Source organism: Ruegeria arenilitoris, assembly GCF_013035425.1.
In the GTDB taxonomy this organism is placed as follows: domain Bacteria; phylum Pseudomonadota; class Alphaproteobacteria; order Rhodobacterales; family Rhodobacteraceae; genus Ruegeria; species Ruegeria arenilitoris_A.
In genome coordinates this window covers 73,889-90,555 of record NZ_WQHX01000010.1, presented here as the reverse complement: position 1 = coordinate 90,555, position 16,667 = coordinate 73,889, and the positions used below count along the sequence as shown (strand labels likewise).

16 protein-coding genes are annotated in these 16,667 nt (G+C 52.3%); 1 reads left to right on the top strand and 15 read right to left on the bottom strand.

Translation table 11 applies throughout. The features are described from left to right. Window positions 1–7: 7 nt before the first annotated feature. From GOV45_RS21100 to GOV45_RS21085, 4 genes are all read right to left on the bottom strand, one after another. On the bottom strand, window positions 8–1,702 hold the full coding sequence (locus GOV45_RS21100) for an adenylate/guanylate cyclase domain-containing protein (protein ID WP_170481816.1): 1,695 nt from the start codon (window positions 1,700–1,702) through the stop codon (window positions 8–10). Window positions 1,703–1,767: 65 nt separating this feature from the next. After that, window positions 1,768–2,163 (bottom strand): GFA family protein, encoded by a 396-nt coding sequence (locus GOV45_RS23525; protein ID WP_170481814.1) that lies wholly within the window; start codon window positions 2,161–2,163, stop codon window positions 1,768–1,770. Window positions 2,164–2,658: 495 nt separating this feature from the next. Then, window positions 2,659–3,675, bottom strand: a complete 1,017-nt coding sequence (locus GOV45_RS21090) for an MBL fold metallo-hydrolase (protein ID WP_170481811.1) — start codon at window positions 3,673–3,675, stop codon at window positions 2,659–2,661. A gap of 221 nt (window positions 3,676–3,896) precedes the next feature. Further along, window positions 3,897–5,249, bottom strand: a complete 1,353-nt coding sequence (locus tag GOV45_RS21085; protein WP_170481808.1) for a tetratricopeptide repeat protein — start codon at window positions 5,247–5,249, stop codon at window positions 3,897–3,899. Window positions 5,250–5,371: 122 nt separating this feature from the next. Between GOV45_RS21085 and gntH the strand changes: the two genes are divergently transcribed. Continuing rightward, entirely contained in the window at window positions 5,372–6,703 is a 1,332-nt protein-coding gene (gene gntH / locus GOV45_RS21080) for a guanitoxin biosynthesis MBL fold metallo-hydrolase GntH (protein WP_170481805.1), read from the top strand. A gap of 392 nt (window positions 6,704–7,095) precedes the next feature. On the opposite strand, the gene GOV45_RS21075 is transcribed toward gntH, so the two are convergent. The 11 genes from GOV45_RS21075 to GOV45_RS21025 all read right to left on the bottom strand — a co-directional run bounded on the left by GOV45_RS21075 (window position 7,096) and on the right by GOV45_RS21025 (window position 16,558). Further along, window positions 7,096–7,794 (bottom strand): vWA domain-containing protein, encoded by a 699-nt coding sequence (locus tag GOV45_RS21075; protein ID WP_254448076.1) that lies wholly within the window; start codon window positions 7,792–7,794, stop codon window positions 7,096–7,098. A 171-nt stretch (window positions 7,795–7,965) separates the two neighbouring features. Next, window positions 7,966–9,330: an alpha/beta fold hydrolase gene (locus tag GOV45_RS21070; protein WP_170481803.1), complete on the bottom strand. Its 1,365-nt coding sequence runs from the start codon at window positions 9,328–9,330 to the stop codon at window positions 7,966–7,968. Window positions 9,331–9,584: 254 nt separating this feature from the next. Further along, window positions 9,585–9,809 carry a hypothetical protein gene (locus GOV45_RS21065; protein ID WP_170481604.1) on the bottom strand — a complete coding sequence of 75 codons (225 nt, stop codon included), beginning with the start codon at window positions 9,807–9,809 and terminating at the stop codon, window positions 9,585–9,587. 230 nt (window positions 9,810–10,039) lie between these two features. After that, a complete protein-coding gene (locus GOV45_RS21060; RefSeq protein WP_170481800.1) occupies window positions 10,040–10,477 on the bottom strand; it encodes a hypothetical protein in 438 nt (145 codons plus the stop codon). 258 nt (window positions 10,478–10,735) lie between these two features. Next, complete coding sequence (locus GOV45_RS21055; RefSeq protein WP_170481797.1) at window positions 10,736–11,419, bottom strand: hypothetical protein; 684 nt, start codon at window positions 11,417–11,419, stop codon at window positions 10,736–10,738. Beyond that, the gene (locus GOV45_RS21050) at window positions 11,370–11,525 is read right to left on the bottom strand and encodes a hypothetical protein (protein ID WP_170481794.1); all 156 of its coding nucleotides are present in this window, start codon (window positions 11,523–11,525) and stop codon (window positions 11,370–11,372) included. Before GOV45_RS21050 ends, GOV45_RS21055 begins: the two co-directional genes overlap by 50 nt. Window positions 11,526–11,946: 421 nt before the next feature. Further along, window positions 11,947–13,251, bottom strand: coding sequence for a ferredoxin reductase family protein (locus GOV45_RS21045; protein WP_170481791.1), 1,305 nt, complete (start codon window positions 13,249–13,251; stop codon window positions 11,947–11,949). 275 nt (window positions 13,252–13,526) lie between these two features. Next, window positions 13,527–13,787, bottom strand: coding sequence for a hypothetical protein (locus tag GOV45_RS21040; RefSeq protein ID WP_170481788.1), 261 nt, complete (start codon window positions 13,785–13,787; stop codon window positions 13,527–13,529). A gap of 328 nt (window positions 13,788–14,115) precedes the next feature. Continuing rightward, window positions 14,116–14,586, bottom strand: a complete 471-nt coding sequence (locus GOV45_RS21035) for a hypothetical protein (RefSeq protein WP_170481786.1) — start codon at window positions 14,584–14,586, stop codon at window positions 14,116–14,118. Window positions 14,587–14,598: 12 nt separating this feature from the next. Beyond that, the gene (locus GOV45_RS21030; RefSeq protein WP_170481783.1) at window positions 14,599–14,901 is read right to left on the bottom strand and encodes a hypothetical protein; all 303 of its coding nucleotides are present in this window, start codon (window positions 14,899–14,901) and stop codon (window positions 14,599–14,601) included. A 73-nt stretch (window positions 14,902–14,974) separates the two neighbouring features. Next, complete coding sequence (locus GOV45_RS21025; protein WP_170481780.1) at window positions 14,975–16,558, bottom strand: sulfatase-like hydrolase/transferase; 1,584 nt, start codon at window positions 16,556–16,558, stop codon at window positions 14,975–14,977. Between the last annotated feature and the right edge of the window lie 109 nt (window positions 16,559–16,667).

The following is a 16,667-nucleotide window of genomic DNA, read 5'->3' as shown; positions in this document are numbered from 1 at the left end:
GCGAAATTCATGAAGTCAAACGACGACCTACAACCGAGATCGGAGGCATTTTCCTTGCGCCTGCTGCTTCCAAGGCCTCCCGTATTGGAACCCAGCCCGACGGGTCCCTGAAGGGCCAGGCCTCCAGTTCTTGCAAATTGAATTGAGGAGCGATGGACGTGAGCTTCGCCATCGTTTCCCGGGCACCCTCGGTGTTTCCCAAGAGTTGGCGCGAAGCGGCTAGCCCCATAAGGTTCGCCGGAAGCCCGGGCGCAGCCAAGTCCGCCTTCATGAAGTACTCCGCGGCCTGATCATACTGCCCCAGAACCGCGAAACTGATACCGGCCTGACGCAGAAAGTAGAACAGGTAGGGATGGCTTGCATCATCTTCAACGGCCTGTCGCGCCAGAGTCATCGCCACTGCGGCATTGCCGAGATAGGCTTCGATCATCGCCATTTGCGCAACCGCGTGCATGAAGTTCTTGTTGAGTTTCAGCGCCAGTTCCGCCTCGGCCTTGGCAGCTGCATGGTCCTTTTTCACGGCAAGCAAAACCTTGGCATGTGTCATGCGAACGACGTCGCTGTTCGGGTTCAGCCGGACCGCGCGTTCGATATAGCGGCAGGTTCGCACCGCATCTTCGTTTGGCAGCCTGCGCCATCCGAAGTCCAGTTCGCTGGTTGCCTCGTAACAGAGCATCGCATAGGCCATCCAGTTGTCTGGATCATGCTGAAGGGCCAATTCAAGCGCCTGTCTAGCCCTTAGCCAGATGTCCCGCGACGTCGACATGTAGCACCGGGCAGCCACATTCAGTAGTTGTTCAACCGTCAACTTTTCCAAGGGTAAATCATCGACATACCCGGCTTCGTTGATTGAGATTCGCACCCTCACGGCGCTGGCAACCTTGATGCCGCATTGATCCTGTAGCCGGAACACATCCTCATCGGTTTCGTCATATCGTTCTGACCAGACCTGCTCACCTGTCTCCCTATGGGTCAGGTGCGCGACAACGCGATAGCGCGGGCCCGCGCTGCGCACAGAGCCGCCAACCAAATAGTCCGCGCTCTCCTTGTCATCGACCAGAATGAGGGCAGTCTGACGGGAGAACATGGTGGAAAGATCCTCGCAAACGGCACGGGCCACGTCTTGCGCGTCATTCTGGGTCGTCTCGAATTCGCCTACAAATACGCGCGGCTTTCGGCCAAATCGATCAGGTTCCGCTGCCGGGACCGGCAGCCTGTCAGGCCAGCTCCAGATCCACACCGGTTCGATTATGTTCTTGAGGTGGACGATTCCATTGTCGTGGAAGCTGCGGCTGATGAGACTCGAGATTAGCCGTCTGACGTCGTTTGAGATGACGATCTGACCGGCACCAGCGACCGCCTCGAGCCGGGCGGCAACGTTAACACCATCGCCGAAAATATCGTCGCCCTCGTGCACGATGTCCCCAATATGGATGCCGATACGGAGCGCAATATCTTTTTTCGCCAGTTTGTCTTGCACACCCAGCGCACAGGAAACGGCTTCTACTGCGGACTCGAACTCCACCAGCCAGCCGTCCCCGATTCTCTTGATGACCTTGCCAGATCTACTGGCGACTTCTGGCTCGAACAGATCGTCACGTAAGTGCTGCAGGGCTGCGAGAGCCTGCGCTTCGTCTTCGCCCATCATGCGCGAATAACCGACTACATCAGCAACTAAAATAGCGGCCAGACGTCTATTCAAATCCTGTTAAACCCCTCTGTTATGGCGCTCAGATCGCAGTTTCCACCTGGTGTGCAACAAATTTCTCATGATCGGACAGGCAAATGGTCGTGAATGTCCACCCAAGGGATCTTACCTTCCGTATGCCAATGACCTTGCGGTACATAAGCGGTCGGATCATCCAGGGTACCGATCCAGATAGCGGCAAAATCCTTACCTTCGGGTTGCCAAACAATCGGTGAGCCGCATGTACTACAAAACCCGCGCCGGGCGGCATCGCTGGCCGCGTACCAGTTCGGCTCTTTCTTAGGGTACCGGAGGTATTCGTTCTTGGTCATGATCCAGGCCCCGAACAGGTTCCCTAGGGCTCTTTGGCACATCCGACAATGACAATAACCGGCATTGTGGGGTGGCTGGCTGAGCGAATAGCGAACGGCTCCGCATAAACACCCGCCTTCTACGGGGCCATAGATTTCATTCATTCGAGCGCACCTCTCAGTCTATCCCGCCACTCCTTCGGCAGCTTGAATCTAGCACAAAACGAACTGAAAAGCGCCACTAGGCCATTCTACTAGGTCTTTTGAGGCCTGATCGAACTAGTCGCAGATCGGAGAATTTGTCCTTCCCAACAGAACCCCGCGCGATCTAGACGTAACTGACCACCGCTCTACAGCTCTAGGATTTGAGCGGCACAATTGGGCTCGATGCGGTCGTTCGCTGCGGGATACATACCCGCGTGCGACGCTGGCCGTACTTGATTGCGCAGGTCACAGTTTAGCTTGGGAACAACCGGACCTGTTCAAGTCGCTAACCGAAAACTGGTTAGACGCATGAAGCTGTGACTGGTTCCGCTGAGCTTCATGCATTCTTTGAAAGACCGATTTGCGGACAATGCCTGCGCACGTCGTGCTCTGGTGGTTGGAGCTGCGCTCGCTCTCTGCTCGCCGGCCCCGACCCGCCCAGACTATGAACAAACCTCAACTCCTGAAGGTGAAGAGCGACCCCACATTTGTGGTGATCAGCTTGTCGGGCATTCTCCGCTCCATCGCTGCGATGAAGTTCGAACCTGAGCAATGCATGGGAAGGACGACGTCGGGGTCCAAGGATTGCAGCTCGTCAATCGTGTGTTCGATGTAGTCCAGCGGCGCAGGACCTAGGTGGAAGCCGCCAATGACGGCGTGAAGTTTTGACACCCCTGATACTGCCATTGCTGCTCTCGTCGTATTGATCAACCCGACGTGTCCGCAGGAGGTGATGACAACCAGGCCCTTCCCCTGCACGATGTAACAGGTCGCGTGCTCGTCCGGGTGTAAGTCCGTGACAAGCCTGCCGCCGAGCTCAGCTTGAGTGAAATGGTTGTAAGGTTCTTCGGCTTCCACGACCATCGAACCGCCGGTCACAGTTTCAAACGAATTTCGGTCAATGTAGCCGGAAGTGAACGCCTGTTTGATGTCATGCGGCTGGTTGCAGCACACCGGCGTTACGTTCTGGGCCGTCAGCCACGTGCCGTCCAGCGCGCCCCAAGAGAACGGGTTTTCTTTCTTGCCCAGCCATTTTTCGCGAAATGTCTCCTCGCCGCCGACGTAAAACGGCACCTGGTCCGGCATCCTGTGGCGGTAATGATCCACAAACCCGGCAAGACCGCCGAAATGATCACGATGAGCGTGGCTCAGGATCAGCCCATCAATTCTGGTTGGGTCAATTCCAAGAAGATCGAAATTGCGGTTGATGATTTCCGGCGTCCATCCAAAGTCGAGAATGTGCTGTGCTGTTTCGCCATTTCGTTCCGAGCAAAGGTGCAGCGAAAGACCCCATTCGCATGCAAGTGTCGTCATCTGTCGCCCGGGAATGAACGTGATGTGGCTTACGTCGACGTGAGGGTGCTCGTATTTTAGCGCAAAAAGATCGTAGCTGGAATCAACAACGACCCGAATACTCAGACGATCGACGATAGATGGTTTGAACGATGTCCTGGGTGCAAGGTTGTTTGTCATCCTGAAAAGCCTCCACATCAGTTCCTCGGTCAATTATGACTGAGCGTCTCGATCGCATCAACCAAGGCGGATTGAACGACCTCTTTGGGCTCGAAGCGGTCATTCAGTGAAGTCTGCTCAACGTCTGCTTTGCGGACTCAGTGTACCCTAAACCAGATCCTCAAAAGGACATGCCATTTTGTTATTGCTATTTTACTCCCAGGGCAGGACTGGCAAAAACGCTATTCTTGGTCTGAAGGTCGCTTTACTGGGTTTGACCAACCGAGTTTTTCAAGTTCTGCAGTCACGTCACCAACAAACTCTCCCTTAGAAAATATTCCGACAAGCATCGACTTTATGGGAGCATTCGGCCAAGCAAAATCTAATTCTTTCAATTTCTCTGTCGCCGCATCGGTTTGACCAAGTCTAGCCAATGCTGCCGCGTGATAAGCCAACGAAGGCGCACTTAACGGATCACCGAATTCCGCGGCGCTTTCGAAGTTCTCCACTGTAGTGGCGTAATTCCCAAGGTGATAATTCGCTGCTCCCGAAATATTGCGACGCGCAAATCGTTGATTGCTTGACGATGTTAAATCATCCCGTCCTGAGGAATTCGCGGCCTCCTCGAACCGACCTGAGAAGAGAGCCACCGTTCCAAAATAATCCAGAACATGCCCGTCGTCAGGGTCCAATTGGACAGTTCTTTGCCCCAACGCCAGAGATTCATCATATTCCCCACTTGCGAACATGGCAAAACTCATCGCTGACTGACTCCAAGCTTCGGTCGGAGCAATCTGAACAGCTGACTCTGCCATTTCCAACGCAGCTGTGACTGTTTCTGATCTTTTGTCTGAAGACGGTTCCAATATCGACAGTGTAGCCAAAGCCTGAGCAGCCCCCGCGTAGCCGCCGTAATAGCTTGGATCGAGCTCAATAACCCTTTGGAATACGGAAAGAGCTAGCAGCTGACGGGGTCGATCGAATAACGGAAAGAGCATTTCGCGCGCTTGATCCGCGAGATTGAACGCTTGAAGGGTTACTGGTGACTTATCGTACAAGGAGGCCCGCTCCGCGCGAGCGATCACGGTGGATTGATCGTCGCCGTCAGTTGTTTTAAACGCCCACGGTTTGACGGCCACAAACAACAATGCAGTTAACGCTGCCCCGGTCAATGTCCCAATCGAAAAAGCTCCGATTGTTGTCCACTTCGATTGCTTGCGAACGGCGGCTTTAGGCGCCTGCTCGCGGAAAACGCGTTCAAATCGCGGTCGATAACTGCCGCGGTCTATGTGGATTCTTACTGGATCGTTTCGACCGGCAGTCTCATAGTATTGATCCAGCAACCTCCTAAGCCTTCTCGCTTGAACTCGGATCGCATTTACCGGGTCACTGCCCTTTAGCGTTTCGCGCCCATAGACGTCAGCAACAATCGTTTTGCCCCTTATTTGCTCTCCACGACCTGCAACTTCTTCTGCCACTGTATAAGACAAAATGTCTTTTACCCGCCCTGCGCCATCAAACCTAGGGTTGGTGAGAACACTCTGAAGGGCAGCATTGATTTCTGTATTGCTGATCGGATCTGAAACCGGTGCCATAACCTTATCCCAAAAGAAATGTGAGGAGTGACCCACCCCGTCCTCACTCCAACATAGTTAAACATTACACACTTTTGTGGCAAAATAGGCATAGCAAGATTGACGCAAATGGAGGGTTTCTAATGCCGCTAAATTTTCCATATCGAATGACAATTCAAACCTTTGCGATTGGTATCGCATTTGGCGTCGTAACTATCGCGCCAAAAACTGTTCGGCAAAGTGTCTTTGAAATGGTTTTGCCGGGCGCTGCGGTTGCGCAAGAAGTCGAAGAAGTTTCGCCAACCAAGACCAGCATGCGACCACGTGACGCCTATTATCCTAATTCTGAGGACTTGGCCGAGAATGAGATGCGAGTGATTGCCTGCGGAACCGGCATGCCGACGACCCGCGCGGCTCAGGCAGCGGCCTGCTTTCTTGTCGAGCTGGGCAATGGCGACAAGTTCCTTTTCGACATCGGCTCCGGCTCTGCCGAGCGGATTTCGTCGCTGCAGATACCCTATAATTATCTGGATAAAGTCTTTATCGGCCACCTACACACCGATCATTTTGGCGCGCTCCACGATCTTTTCATAGGCGGTGCCCTTATGGGCCGAAATGTACCGTTGCGGGTTTGGGGGCCGTCAGGCGCTGCACCCGAACTTGGAACAGCCTATGCGCTTGATCATATGCAAAAAATGCTAACTTGGGACCTCGCTGGTCGCGCAGGCAACGTCGACTTTCGCGGTTATTCGATGGAAGTGAATGAATTCGACTACAAACTGGAAAATGAGGTTATCTACGACGAAAACGGCGTCACAATCCGTACGTTTCCAGCCATTCACTCGATCGATGGAGCCGTCAGCTATGCGTTGGAGTGGAACGATCTAAAGTTCGTCTTCAGCTCTGACACCTACCCCAACAAGTGGTTCAGAGAACACGCGAAGGACGCCGATATCGCTGTCCACGAATGTTTCATCGCTGTGCCCGAACTCGTAACCAAGATGCGCTTCACACCAGAATCGGCGCTGCTAGTTGGTACGCAAGTTCACACCGCTCCGGAAGCCTTCGGCAAGGTGATGAGTGACATCCAGCCACGTATGGCGGTCGCCTATCACTTCTTCAACGACTTCGACACAGTCAACTCTGTCTATGAGCGAATTCGCTCGACCTATGATGGGCCGCTGAGCATGGCAGACGACTTTATGGTATGGAACGTAACCAAGGACGACATCACCGTGCGTATGGCCGTGACCGAGGAGCGCACATGGTCTCCGCCGCTCGCCGCTCCGGCAGAAGTACCCTCGCTGGAAGACCGAGAGGAGTTCTCTGAGCGTTCAGGCGTGCCTTTGGAAGCCATGCAATTTTCGGAGTTCACCGAGGCCGGATACGATGATGTCGACGACGTACTGCGTCCCATCTTTGAGGAAGCCAGTGAAGTATTAGGGCAAGAATTTCCTTATCCAGGCGATGAGTAAGGCCAATCCCCGGGGCCTCTACCTTGTCGCCCCGGGAGGCATCTGTAATTTGCCTATATGGCTCTACCGACCCAACAGCCTGAAAAATTGAGGCAGCTTGGCAGCCTTGCCGTTTTCCTGTTCCGTCATGTCCATTTTGCAGACCTATTATTCTCGGATTGACACTTTTGACTGAAAAAACTGGAGTCCGCTTTGGGCTCAGAGCGGTCATTCGCCGCGGAGCAGCGTACCTATGCCGGATTAACGGCGGCTCTGGGTTCAAAGCGGTCGTTCTGCTAAGTTTTGCGAACGACGCTAATGCGAAAAAGGCGGACATTGAGGGTTTCTGGAAACGTCTGCCAGCCGAAAAAGTCGGTTTCTTGGCCCCAAACTGGCTGGCATCGTCGAATGTGTTAGCCGACAAAATCGCAGCCCAATGTGCTGAGCAGGGCATCGGTGAGTTCTTCTATGGTCTGGGTAGTGACATACTTGCCACCGGTTCTATCAGATAGACATTTGGCCACAGAGATTCCATCGGGAAACAGCCTCACGTCCGGACTGTCCCAAGCGAACCGGTCTGTGGCGACACGGAACCCGATCACATGCACGGTCAGGTCTGCGGCTGTAGACGCCAACTCGGCGCCCAAAGCACAAGGCGCGCCTCCGCAAGTTTCATTGCCGTCCGTAACCAGCACCACGATGCCTGGATCTGTTCGGAAATTCAGCACCTCGGACGCCATGCGAACCGCTTCTGTAAGAGGGGTCAAACCGTTTGGATCCAGCAATGCAATAGCGTCCGTTACACGCTGTGCTGCATTTTCTATAGGTTCGAACTTCAGGTTGATACCTTCACAGGAATTCTCGGGGCCCGGACCATATGTGATTAATCCTATACGACGGATAGGGGCAATAAGGGGCATTGCATCCTGCACGGCCACCCGGGCATCATCAATGCGTCTGGGCTCATCTAGCTGCAAACCAAGTTCTGCCATAGACGCCGAACTATCAAACACGAGCATCGCATCGCGCGTACAATCCTGAGCATAAACCAACGATACATGGGGCAGAACACCAGCGAGGAAAGCGACGCAAGTTGTCATCGGACGGTTCATGCTTGGATAGAATACAACCACCCTCTCTCGGTCAACTCATAAAGTAAATAAGGGACTGGTTTGAAGGGTGGTCTAGCCCCGAGCGTTCATCCAAAGGTCAGAATCCAAGCGTCTGCAACACGTATAAATAATATTGTCTTTAAAAACGGAGCGAAAGAAAACGCCAACAGATCAAAGTGAACTCATAAAACGCTCAATTTCCTGCAGGGCTTTGGGCCAAGCGGGATCGTATTCTGGCATCGTATTGTTCGCTGTCTCAATACCAATGAAGCGCGCATTCTCGATACCGGAGGCGAATATTCTACCTTGCTCTACATCGTGCATCCTGTCGCGATTAGCGTGCAGAACCAATGTTGGGCAGGAGATTTGCGGAAGTAGATCGGTTATGTTGACACTTGCGACCAGTGGCCCAATTTTGAGCCAATCTTGGTGGTCCATTGCCACTCTCATAAACTCTGCATAAGTGCTTTGATCGTGAGGGCTAGCCGTCGGGGCAAATGACTGAGCCATCAAATCTCTTGCAGAAGGATATTCATCGTTCCAGCCTTCAAGGCTCATGTCCATCATTGCTTGTCCAAGCGCGGCGATCCCTGGCTGCGAACGCACCGCTAGACCTTGTGCAAACCCACCAAACAAAACCAAACCCGAGACGCGATCAGGATGGTACGCGGCAAAGGCCGCGGCTATCGTTGCTCCAAAAGATACACCGAACAGTGGAATTTTTTCGATCTGGGCCGCGTCCATAACAGCCTCAACATCTTCCACTATCCGATTTAGCGATACATCCTGAACGCCCCTTTCGGACAAGCCATTGTTTCGGCCATCAAATCGATAGAGGCAGTAGATTTCAGATAACAATGGCAACCATCCGGCAATTGAATTCATTGTCCAATCGTATTCCAGATGTCTTAGCCAATTTGGTGTAACCAGTAGCTTGGTTCCGCTTCCAGATGATGTCCACGCAAGAGTTGTACCGTCTTTCGATTTTGCAAAGCGAATGTCCTGAGAAGTGGCTAGAAGCTTGTTCTTGGCGCGTCTTTTGTCTCCATCTAAATCAATGGAATAGGCTTCCACCGGATTTGGAATACCCTTGAGCCGAATTGAGTTTTCTGGTCGTAACGAAACCGCAAGCGAGGTTCCGGCTACTTCGGCGGCTGTCTTACTTACAAGACAACTTCCGCTCTGCGCGCTAGACTGAAGACGAGACGCAATGTTTACAGCCTCTCCGAACAAGTCTGTGTCATTTGGCATTACATCGCCAACATGAATACCCGCTCGAAGTGAAAGGTCTTCGTTCCGCATTTGATAAAAAATTTGGCTGGCGGCATTGATTGCGTCTGTGGCAGCGGCGAACTCGACCAAAGCACCGTCTCCCATCAACTTAAATATTCGTCCCGTATTTTCGTTTACCAAGGGTTTGATTACTTCGCCCAAGATGCGTTGTAGTGCATTGAGCGTTTTCTCAGCATCCTCCGACATGCGTTTTGTGTAGTCGACAACATCGAGGCTCAGGATCGCAGCAATTTTACGCTTCATAAATCGATGTGATCCTCTTCAAAATATTCAGTTCTTAAGACTTAAAACTAACAGAAGTATGGAGTTTTGGGACCAATACTTGCTCTTGGACGTTGGGCTCGGCACTCTAAATCCAGATTAACATTTATTTACAATAACTTAAAAATGGGCTGTCAAACGAATTCGAACTCGTCTCCGGCAGGCCAATTAGCCATGAAAGTTACCCTCAGCCTTGGGCTCGAAGCGGACACTCGGCGATTTTGGCTTGATGGCCGCTATTCGGAAATTGGCCCGTCTACAGTAGCTTTATCAATTTCGAACAGGTCGGCATTTTCGAGAAGAGTGGTTACCATCCAACTCCCTTCGCTTTCGCGCAGGCCATAGCCATAGCCGCGCAGGCGAAAATGCCACTCACGTTCGCTCAGACTTTTGCCGCGCTCAGCGAGCACAAAGTCCTGAACCTGAGCAATCTCTGCCGAACTAAGGTACGTATGGATCATCCAGACCACTCCAAAATTGTTCCGTTCTCACAGCTCAATAATGAAAGGCATTTTTGCTCAGATTTTTGCATTAATACGACAAAATTTGGGTGTTTGTTGTCGATACTGAATTTTGGCAACTACATTCGTCCGTTTCTGCAGTTACAAACTGCATTCTTAGAACGTTGTAAGCTTTGGGCTCTTAGCGGACGCCGGTATTAGTTCTAGTGCGCAGGTCCCAAATTCCATCTCTATTTCGCGGCTAGCAGAAGCAAAATGAGAGCCAGTACACCCCAGCCTGCGATCACGGGTAGGACCACCCAATATTGCTCCTCCTTGGGCAACTCCCAGCCCTCAGCGCCCCGAGCCGCTCTTACGGTCCAGAGACACGCGACGGGCCAGTAAACGGTAATTCCCAAGGCTGCACCGAGCACCGCCGCGGCCCATGAAGCGGCCATTGCGTGCGCCACGAGCCCGAGGCCAAGTAAAGGTACATAGAAAACCAAATCGGCGCCCGCATATCCTTTGAAGAAGGCGACGCCAACTTCCGTAATCAGTTTGGCAGGCTCTTGGGTCCCCATCTTGATGCCCATAGCGTAACTCACCGCCGCGGTACATTGCGCTATCACCAGATAAATAAAGAGTAGCCAGCCTGGGACTTGGATAACCCAAAAAGCGACGTCGGACATGGGTACCTCCATAGCTTGTGACCCAACTCTAACATGCGGTGTCGCCAGTGTCCCTTTTGGGCTCGAAGCAGTCACCTGACGGACTTACTCAGATGACCGATTAGCAGCTTTGAGCGGACATTCACCCCCGAATACTCGGAGTTTCGACCAGGAACGACCGCTCTCACCAAAAGCGGTCGCTCTCCCAAATCTTGGCTACGACCGGCTTGCGGACAAAACAGACGCAAGCGACACGAGCGAAGTACGTTTCGTGCCGCACTATCCGCGAATTATGCGAAATACGCCCGAATCTACAGAAGCAGCCACAAGCATGCCTGCCCAAAGTGCACCGGGGATACCTGGGCTCGCAACGTCTTGGCCCGCAAGATAAAGGCCAGGGATCGGTGTTTTTGCCCGCAAAGCATCGCACATGACGCGTTCCGGCGTGACATCAAGGCCGTAGAATGCCCCATGATTATGCCCCGTGAAAGACACGGTCGAGAGCGGCGCGGCGAGGTTCTTGTACACAACGTGCTTGGCAAGTTCCGGAAATCGCTCTTTAAACATTGCCATCATGGTTGCTTCGGTGCGGCGTTTGAATTCGGTATAGTCGTCACCGCCGGCTCCCTCAGGATGGACGGCCCAATCTGCCACAATGGACCAATCCTCCCAGCGCAAAAGTTGCGCGGTGTGTTTTTGCCGAGGTCCAGGATCATGGGCTGCGTTTTTTAGTGAACCAAAAGACATCGTCATGTGCGGCGGCGGGGCGTCCGGTGTGTCCATCCAGAGAACGTCTGTTTCACCTCTAGGAAAGAACCAGTGGTTGGCTTTCGTGGCGCCAGCGGCCTCGATATCGCCTTCAAATCCAAGAAATACGTTGAAATGTGCGATGCTGGCCGGCAATCCGCGAATATCAGCTTTCCAGTCGGCTGGTCCTTTTTTTGTCAGGCAAGAGTATGTCATTGGTCTCGCGCGCACCGATGTCGGAAATGACCGCATTGGCGTGTAACTCGGCCCCATCTTCGGTACGAACACCCGCCACCGTCTCTCCGTCAAAAAGCAGTTTCATCACGCAGGTACCGGCGCGAACTTCACCGCCTGCCTTGGTGATGGTGGTCCCCGGGGATCAAGCCAAGCCAGCTCCGCGACGAAACTTCTGGAAAGTTGCGTCGTTGGAGTTGTTTTTTTAGCTCGCGTAAACTTCTGAAGGAATTTCTTTCATATTGAAACCCAACTTTGGGTGTCCCGCCCAAGCAAAGTTATTCTGACAAATCCTCTGAGAGCTAATAATGAGCCCGATTAAATCTGAAAAACCTCTTTGATGCAAACTACGGAGTCCGCTGGCGCGGCCGCAGGAATTTAAGACAGTCAACCAATTTGACTTATTTGTTTAGCGAAGCACGAAGGCCAACAAAACAAGTAAGAAGAATAGGTTGACCACCGTAATTACGATCAACACTCGCCTCTTGGAACTCAAATTCCCAATAAGATTAATCATAGTCAAAACGCTCTGAAAGAATTCGGTGCCAAGGGGTGCCCTTCTTTATGAGATGGTCCTCGATGGTTTCCATCATATTAGACGGACCGCACAGGACGAAAACCCAGGAACGGAACTGATCCAGCGAAAATACACGATCTATAATTTCAGCATCGATCAGACCTTTCTCTCCTTCCCAGCCCTCAGGCGGTTCCGACAGGACATAGGTAATATCCTCTTTATCCAACTCATCGCGCCAGGCGATTTGGTCGAACCGTTTGTTTCCATAAACCATTTTCACCTGGCGCGGATCACCACTTGCTCGCATCTCCCGCAGTATACCCAACAGCGGCGCAACACCGACGCCACCTGCGATCAACGCGACCCCCGGCTCGTCGCGATCGTCGATGGATAGGCTGCCATAGGGCCCGTCAATATATGCGACAGTTTCCAGTTTTGTCCCACCTACTGCTCGGCTAAAATCCCCCAGCTCCTTAATCATGAAGGAAATACTCGGACCATTGGCCGGCGCCGAACAAATTGAAAAAGGGTTTTCATTGATTGAAAAGGGACCATGTCCGACATTTAGCCAAACAAACTGTCCAGCCTTGTATTCGAGGCCAGAGTGGTTCTGAGGTGCCACTGTGATCTCCCACTGATTGGGAGTCAGGCTGGTTACAGACTTGACACGCCATTTTCGCCCCATGTCACGCAGCGGAACCGCCAGATAAATATATAGAAGGGAACCAACCGCAGCCCCGGTCATTACAAGCCAGAACCAAGTCAATTCGGGCTGAGATCCATAACGACCAGCATAGACTGTGTGATGTAACAGAAGTACCGCAATCATAAGTGCGCCCAATCCATGAATTAGGCGCCATGTCTCATACTTAAAATCCAACTTCTTCCGCCCTATCGCAAGAAACACGAGGCAAAACAAAAGTAAGAACGCGGCAATGCCGGTCGAAAGATATGCAAACTCTGTTGTAATCGTCAGTTGGCGCGTGGGATCCCAGGGCCGCGGACCGCCGGACGGTGTACCTCCATAAAGAAATGGGTGTATAAAGGCGAAAGCAAGCGCTGTCCGCGCCAGAAGCTGATGCGCCCGCATTGTCACATCCATACCCAATCCGTTCGAAATGATCTTAAAGCGCCCGGAAAGAACGAACTCGACGAGGATTATCGAAAAGGCAAGCATACCGAACCCCGAAGCAAGCTCTTGGTGAAATGGACGCGGCGGTCCACCAAATATCCATGAAAGTATCAGAGGAATCACGACCGTGATTGCGTAACTGATGATCAGAAAAATGGGTTTCACATGAGATTTCCGAATAACTCCGTTGACCAATGCAATTGAATTTTTTCAGTGTCACTGATCTCCCATAGAAAATTGAACGAACGTGAATTCGAAAAAATACTTGTACGAGTCATAATCCAACCTTTTTCACGGGTCAGCCTTGATGGGGATCAAGGAGAGCATCCCCTGGCCCAAGCCGAGTTCTTCCGAAAAGACCAATTCGTGATGGATGACCGCTGGCGGGACCTTTTTCTCTGTTCCGAAACGATGGGCTGGCCATCAGTTACTGCAATTGACTACCGCATGGCAGTCAGGTTGGCGATCAGCATATCGCGCTTTTTCGCCATTTGCTCTTGTATTTTGTGTGCCAGATCAGCCTCGGGACCGCAGCACACGACGGCCGTATCTTTCATCTCTCGGTGTGTTCGATCAGCGGAGTCGAGCATTGCTCGCCGGACGATTTCTAGGATTTCTTCACGCCTTTCCTTGGGAAAGTCGTTCGCGAGGGCTTCGTCGAGTTCCTGAGTTACACGACTCGAAAGTTTCTCAAGGTTCATTTTCTTGTTCCATCCCTTTTCCTAGTTGATCACCGGCCTAAGCACGGACAAATTGGAGTTGACCTTAGCTAATAACGCTTGTGGCTAATCACTTTTAACACACTCTGATCCAAGTTAGTGCCTCGATTGCAGAATTTGATTTCGTTTCGATCGTCGAAGCATTTATCGGTGGCTGGTAGTAGCGGATTTTGGACCGGCCTATGTCGGCTTGGCCCACAAAAACAGACGTTCTTAGCATCGGCACTGAATGACCGCTATGCGGACAAAGCAACCGTTGGCCGGAGTGCAGAGCATGCGTTCATCTGGGCCGCAAATCAGAATCTGAATTTTAAGCCAAGAACTGGACCGTGCTGATCGACGTCATATTCGAATTCACCTGTGGACAGTGTGTCGCTGTAGTCCATGCTGAAAAACGCCGCCCAAAAAACAGCGAAGTTGTCTCCCACGGACGCCAATCCACACCAACATTAGCTCCGACTTGCAGGTCGTTGCCGCCTGCGCCAAAGCCGCCAAGTTCCAAGGATGCAATTGCAGTCCACCGCTCGTTAAGCACCCAAGTGCCGCGCGCACCCATTACCGGCTCCCGCCAGCCTTCATCGCCGCCCAACACATGGATTGGTGCCGGAGCTGTTGCTGTAATCTCTTGGCGCAAAGAGTTGTAGCGCGCGCCAGCCTGTAGATCGATGGCGTAGCGCTGCCCGTTACCCCCGATGGCGTCGACTGCCTTGTACGCCGCAAGTAAACCCAGCCATTCCTGGCGAATATCGGCGCTGAACGTAGCGCGTCCAGGTGTGGGCAAGCTGCCACCCGCTTAAAGCGAAACATAGTTGGCATCAATTATGAAACCCCAATTGCCACGCCGGGTTTCGTATCTACCGGCTGCGGCGACATCGAAGAGCTCCAGTGCATCACCAAAATCCAGATCGAGAGGAACGGTTGTTCCTGCAACCGTTGAGTCTCCCTTGGTTCTAGCCGGTAGAAACGCGTAGATCGAAAGTGTGTCACGCCATTCTGTTTCGTTTTGTCCGGCGAGCGGAATTGGTTCCGCGATTGCTTGCTTCGAAGCAAGTACTGTCATTGTCGCTAAGGCAAGTTTCAATATGGTTTGTTTCATAGATCAACTCGTTTGACTATTTTGATTTCTCAATAAGCCGAGCCGCCAATTGGGCGGCTCAAATCTCGTAACCTTAGTGACTTTGGGCTTTGAGACGTGCTTCCTCGGGAGCCATGGGTTCGCGGTGAGGGAACTGTTCGACACGACCGTGGTGCATGCCCAAAAGCTTCTGCATCGGCTGAACCACCCAAAGGCCGGGATAAAGTGCGCCGTATTTCTCGCCGGGATCTCGCTTCACATTGTAGAAGTCCATACCCGGCAAGCCTCCGTGACCTTCTGTGATGTGGATCTTGTGATCATTGTATCGGAAAGCGCCAAGCACATCGGCGCTGTAGTGGGCCATAAACTGTCGACGTCCATGACCTTCACCATTTAGAAGTAGCGATGTCTGATCAATGCCATCGGTGATCCTGTCATTGGGGATCTTGTCCAATGCGCCACCGATCCGAGCTGCTGTAGTAAACAGGTCGGTAACATGAATTACATCCATAGGGTCCTGCATCGGTTCGATCATACCGGGCCACCAGGCCATTGCAGGGACCCGAACTCCACCCTCAAGAACATCCCCTTTTGCACCGCGCAATAGAGTGTAGCCGGCGGTCGGCCAGAAGGCGTACATTGGGCCATTATCACTGATCCAGACTACTAGTGTATTTTCTGCGATGCCTTCTGCTTTCAAAGTCGCAAGCAATTGGCCGACATGCTTATTATGTAAAGCCATGAAGGACGCCTGACGATTGTTCTTGTCGACCATCGGGTGGTCGATGAACTCTTGGCTTGGTGCTATTTGCTGAGCGTACGAGGCCCAGTAGATAAAGAATGGGTATTCGCCGTCCGCGTGTTCTTTCACATATTCTGTGATCTGGCTGATCGACTCGTTTTCAAAAGCTTCCTGCCTTTCAGGTGAGAGCGTCCCAGCTACACCTTCGATTGGTGTACGACCCTCGCCTTTCCTGCCGACATAACCGCCTATAGAAAGATCGATACCCGCCTCTTCCAGATAGGTTTCGTTTCCGGGAAAGTCAGCGAAGGGAAATGTGCCGCTTTGATCCTCATAAGACGCCTGCCAATAATACGGTGCTCCATTGAAGAGGCCGTAATACGCGTAATCATATCCTTGGTTTCCCGGCGCATGTTCGGGTAAATCACCAAGGTGCCACTTGCCCCACATCGCGGTTTGGTAGCCGACCTCGGATAGAACTTCTGCTGTCGTGACTTCTTCAGGCGACAACCCGTCGACCTGTCCCGGCCATAAAACAGTCAAAAGACCTGTGCGAACCGGGTGGCGGCCCGTGTTGATGGCGATCCGGGTTGGTGTGCACGATGGTTCGGCGTAACCCGACCAGAACCTCATCCCTTCAAAGGCCATCTTGTCCAGAGTTTCAGAAGGTGTGCCACGATGCTTTCCACCGCCTTGCCAACCTAACTCACCCCAGCCGATATCGTCGGTTAGGATATAAATAATGTTGGGCTTTTTTCCGAACTTCTCCTCCAATGCCGCGAGCTTTGCATCAATTTCGGCATCTTCGGCGGCCCAAGTCTCAGAATTACGTTGTGCGTTTGCCAAATGAGGGCCGTCGGGTTCAAAGGAGCTTGCTGGAGCTGCAATGGTCATAAGTACCGCGAGTGCGGCGCTTGTTCTAAGTCCTTGTTTCATAGTCTCCCCCCCTTCAAATTTGCATACAAGCTTGCAAAGAATACTGTACGGCGACGTCTATTTATATAGACAGTTCCGTATAGCTAAATATAGTAGATGGTTAAAATAA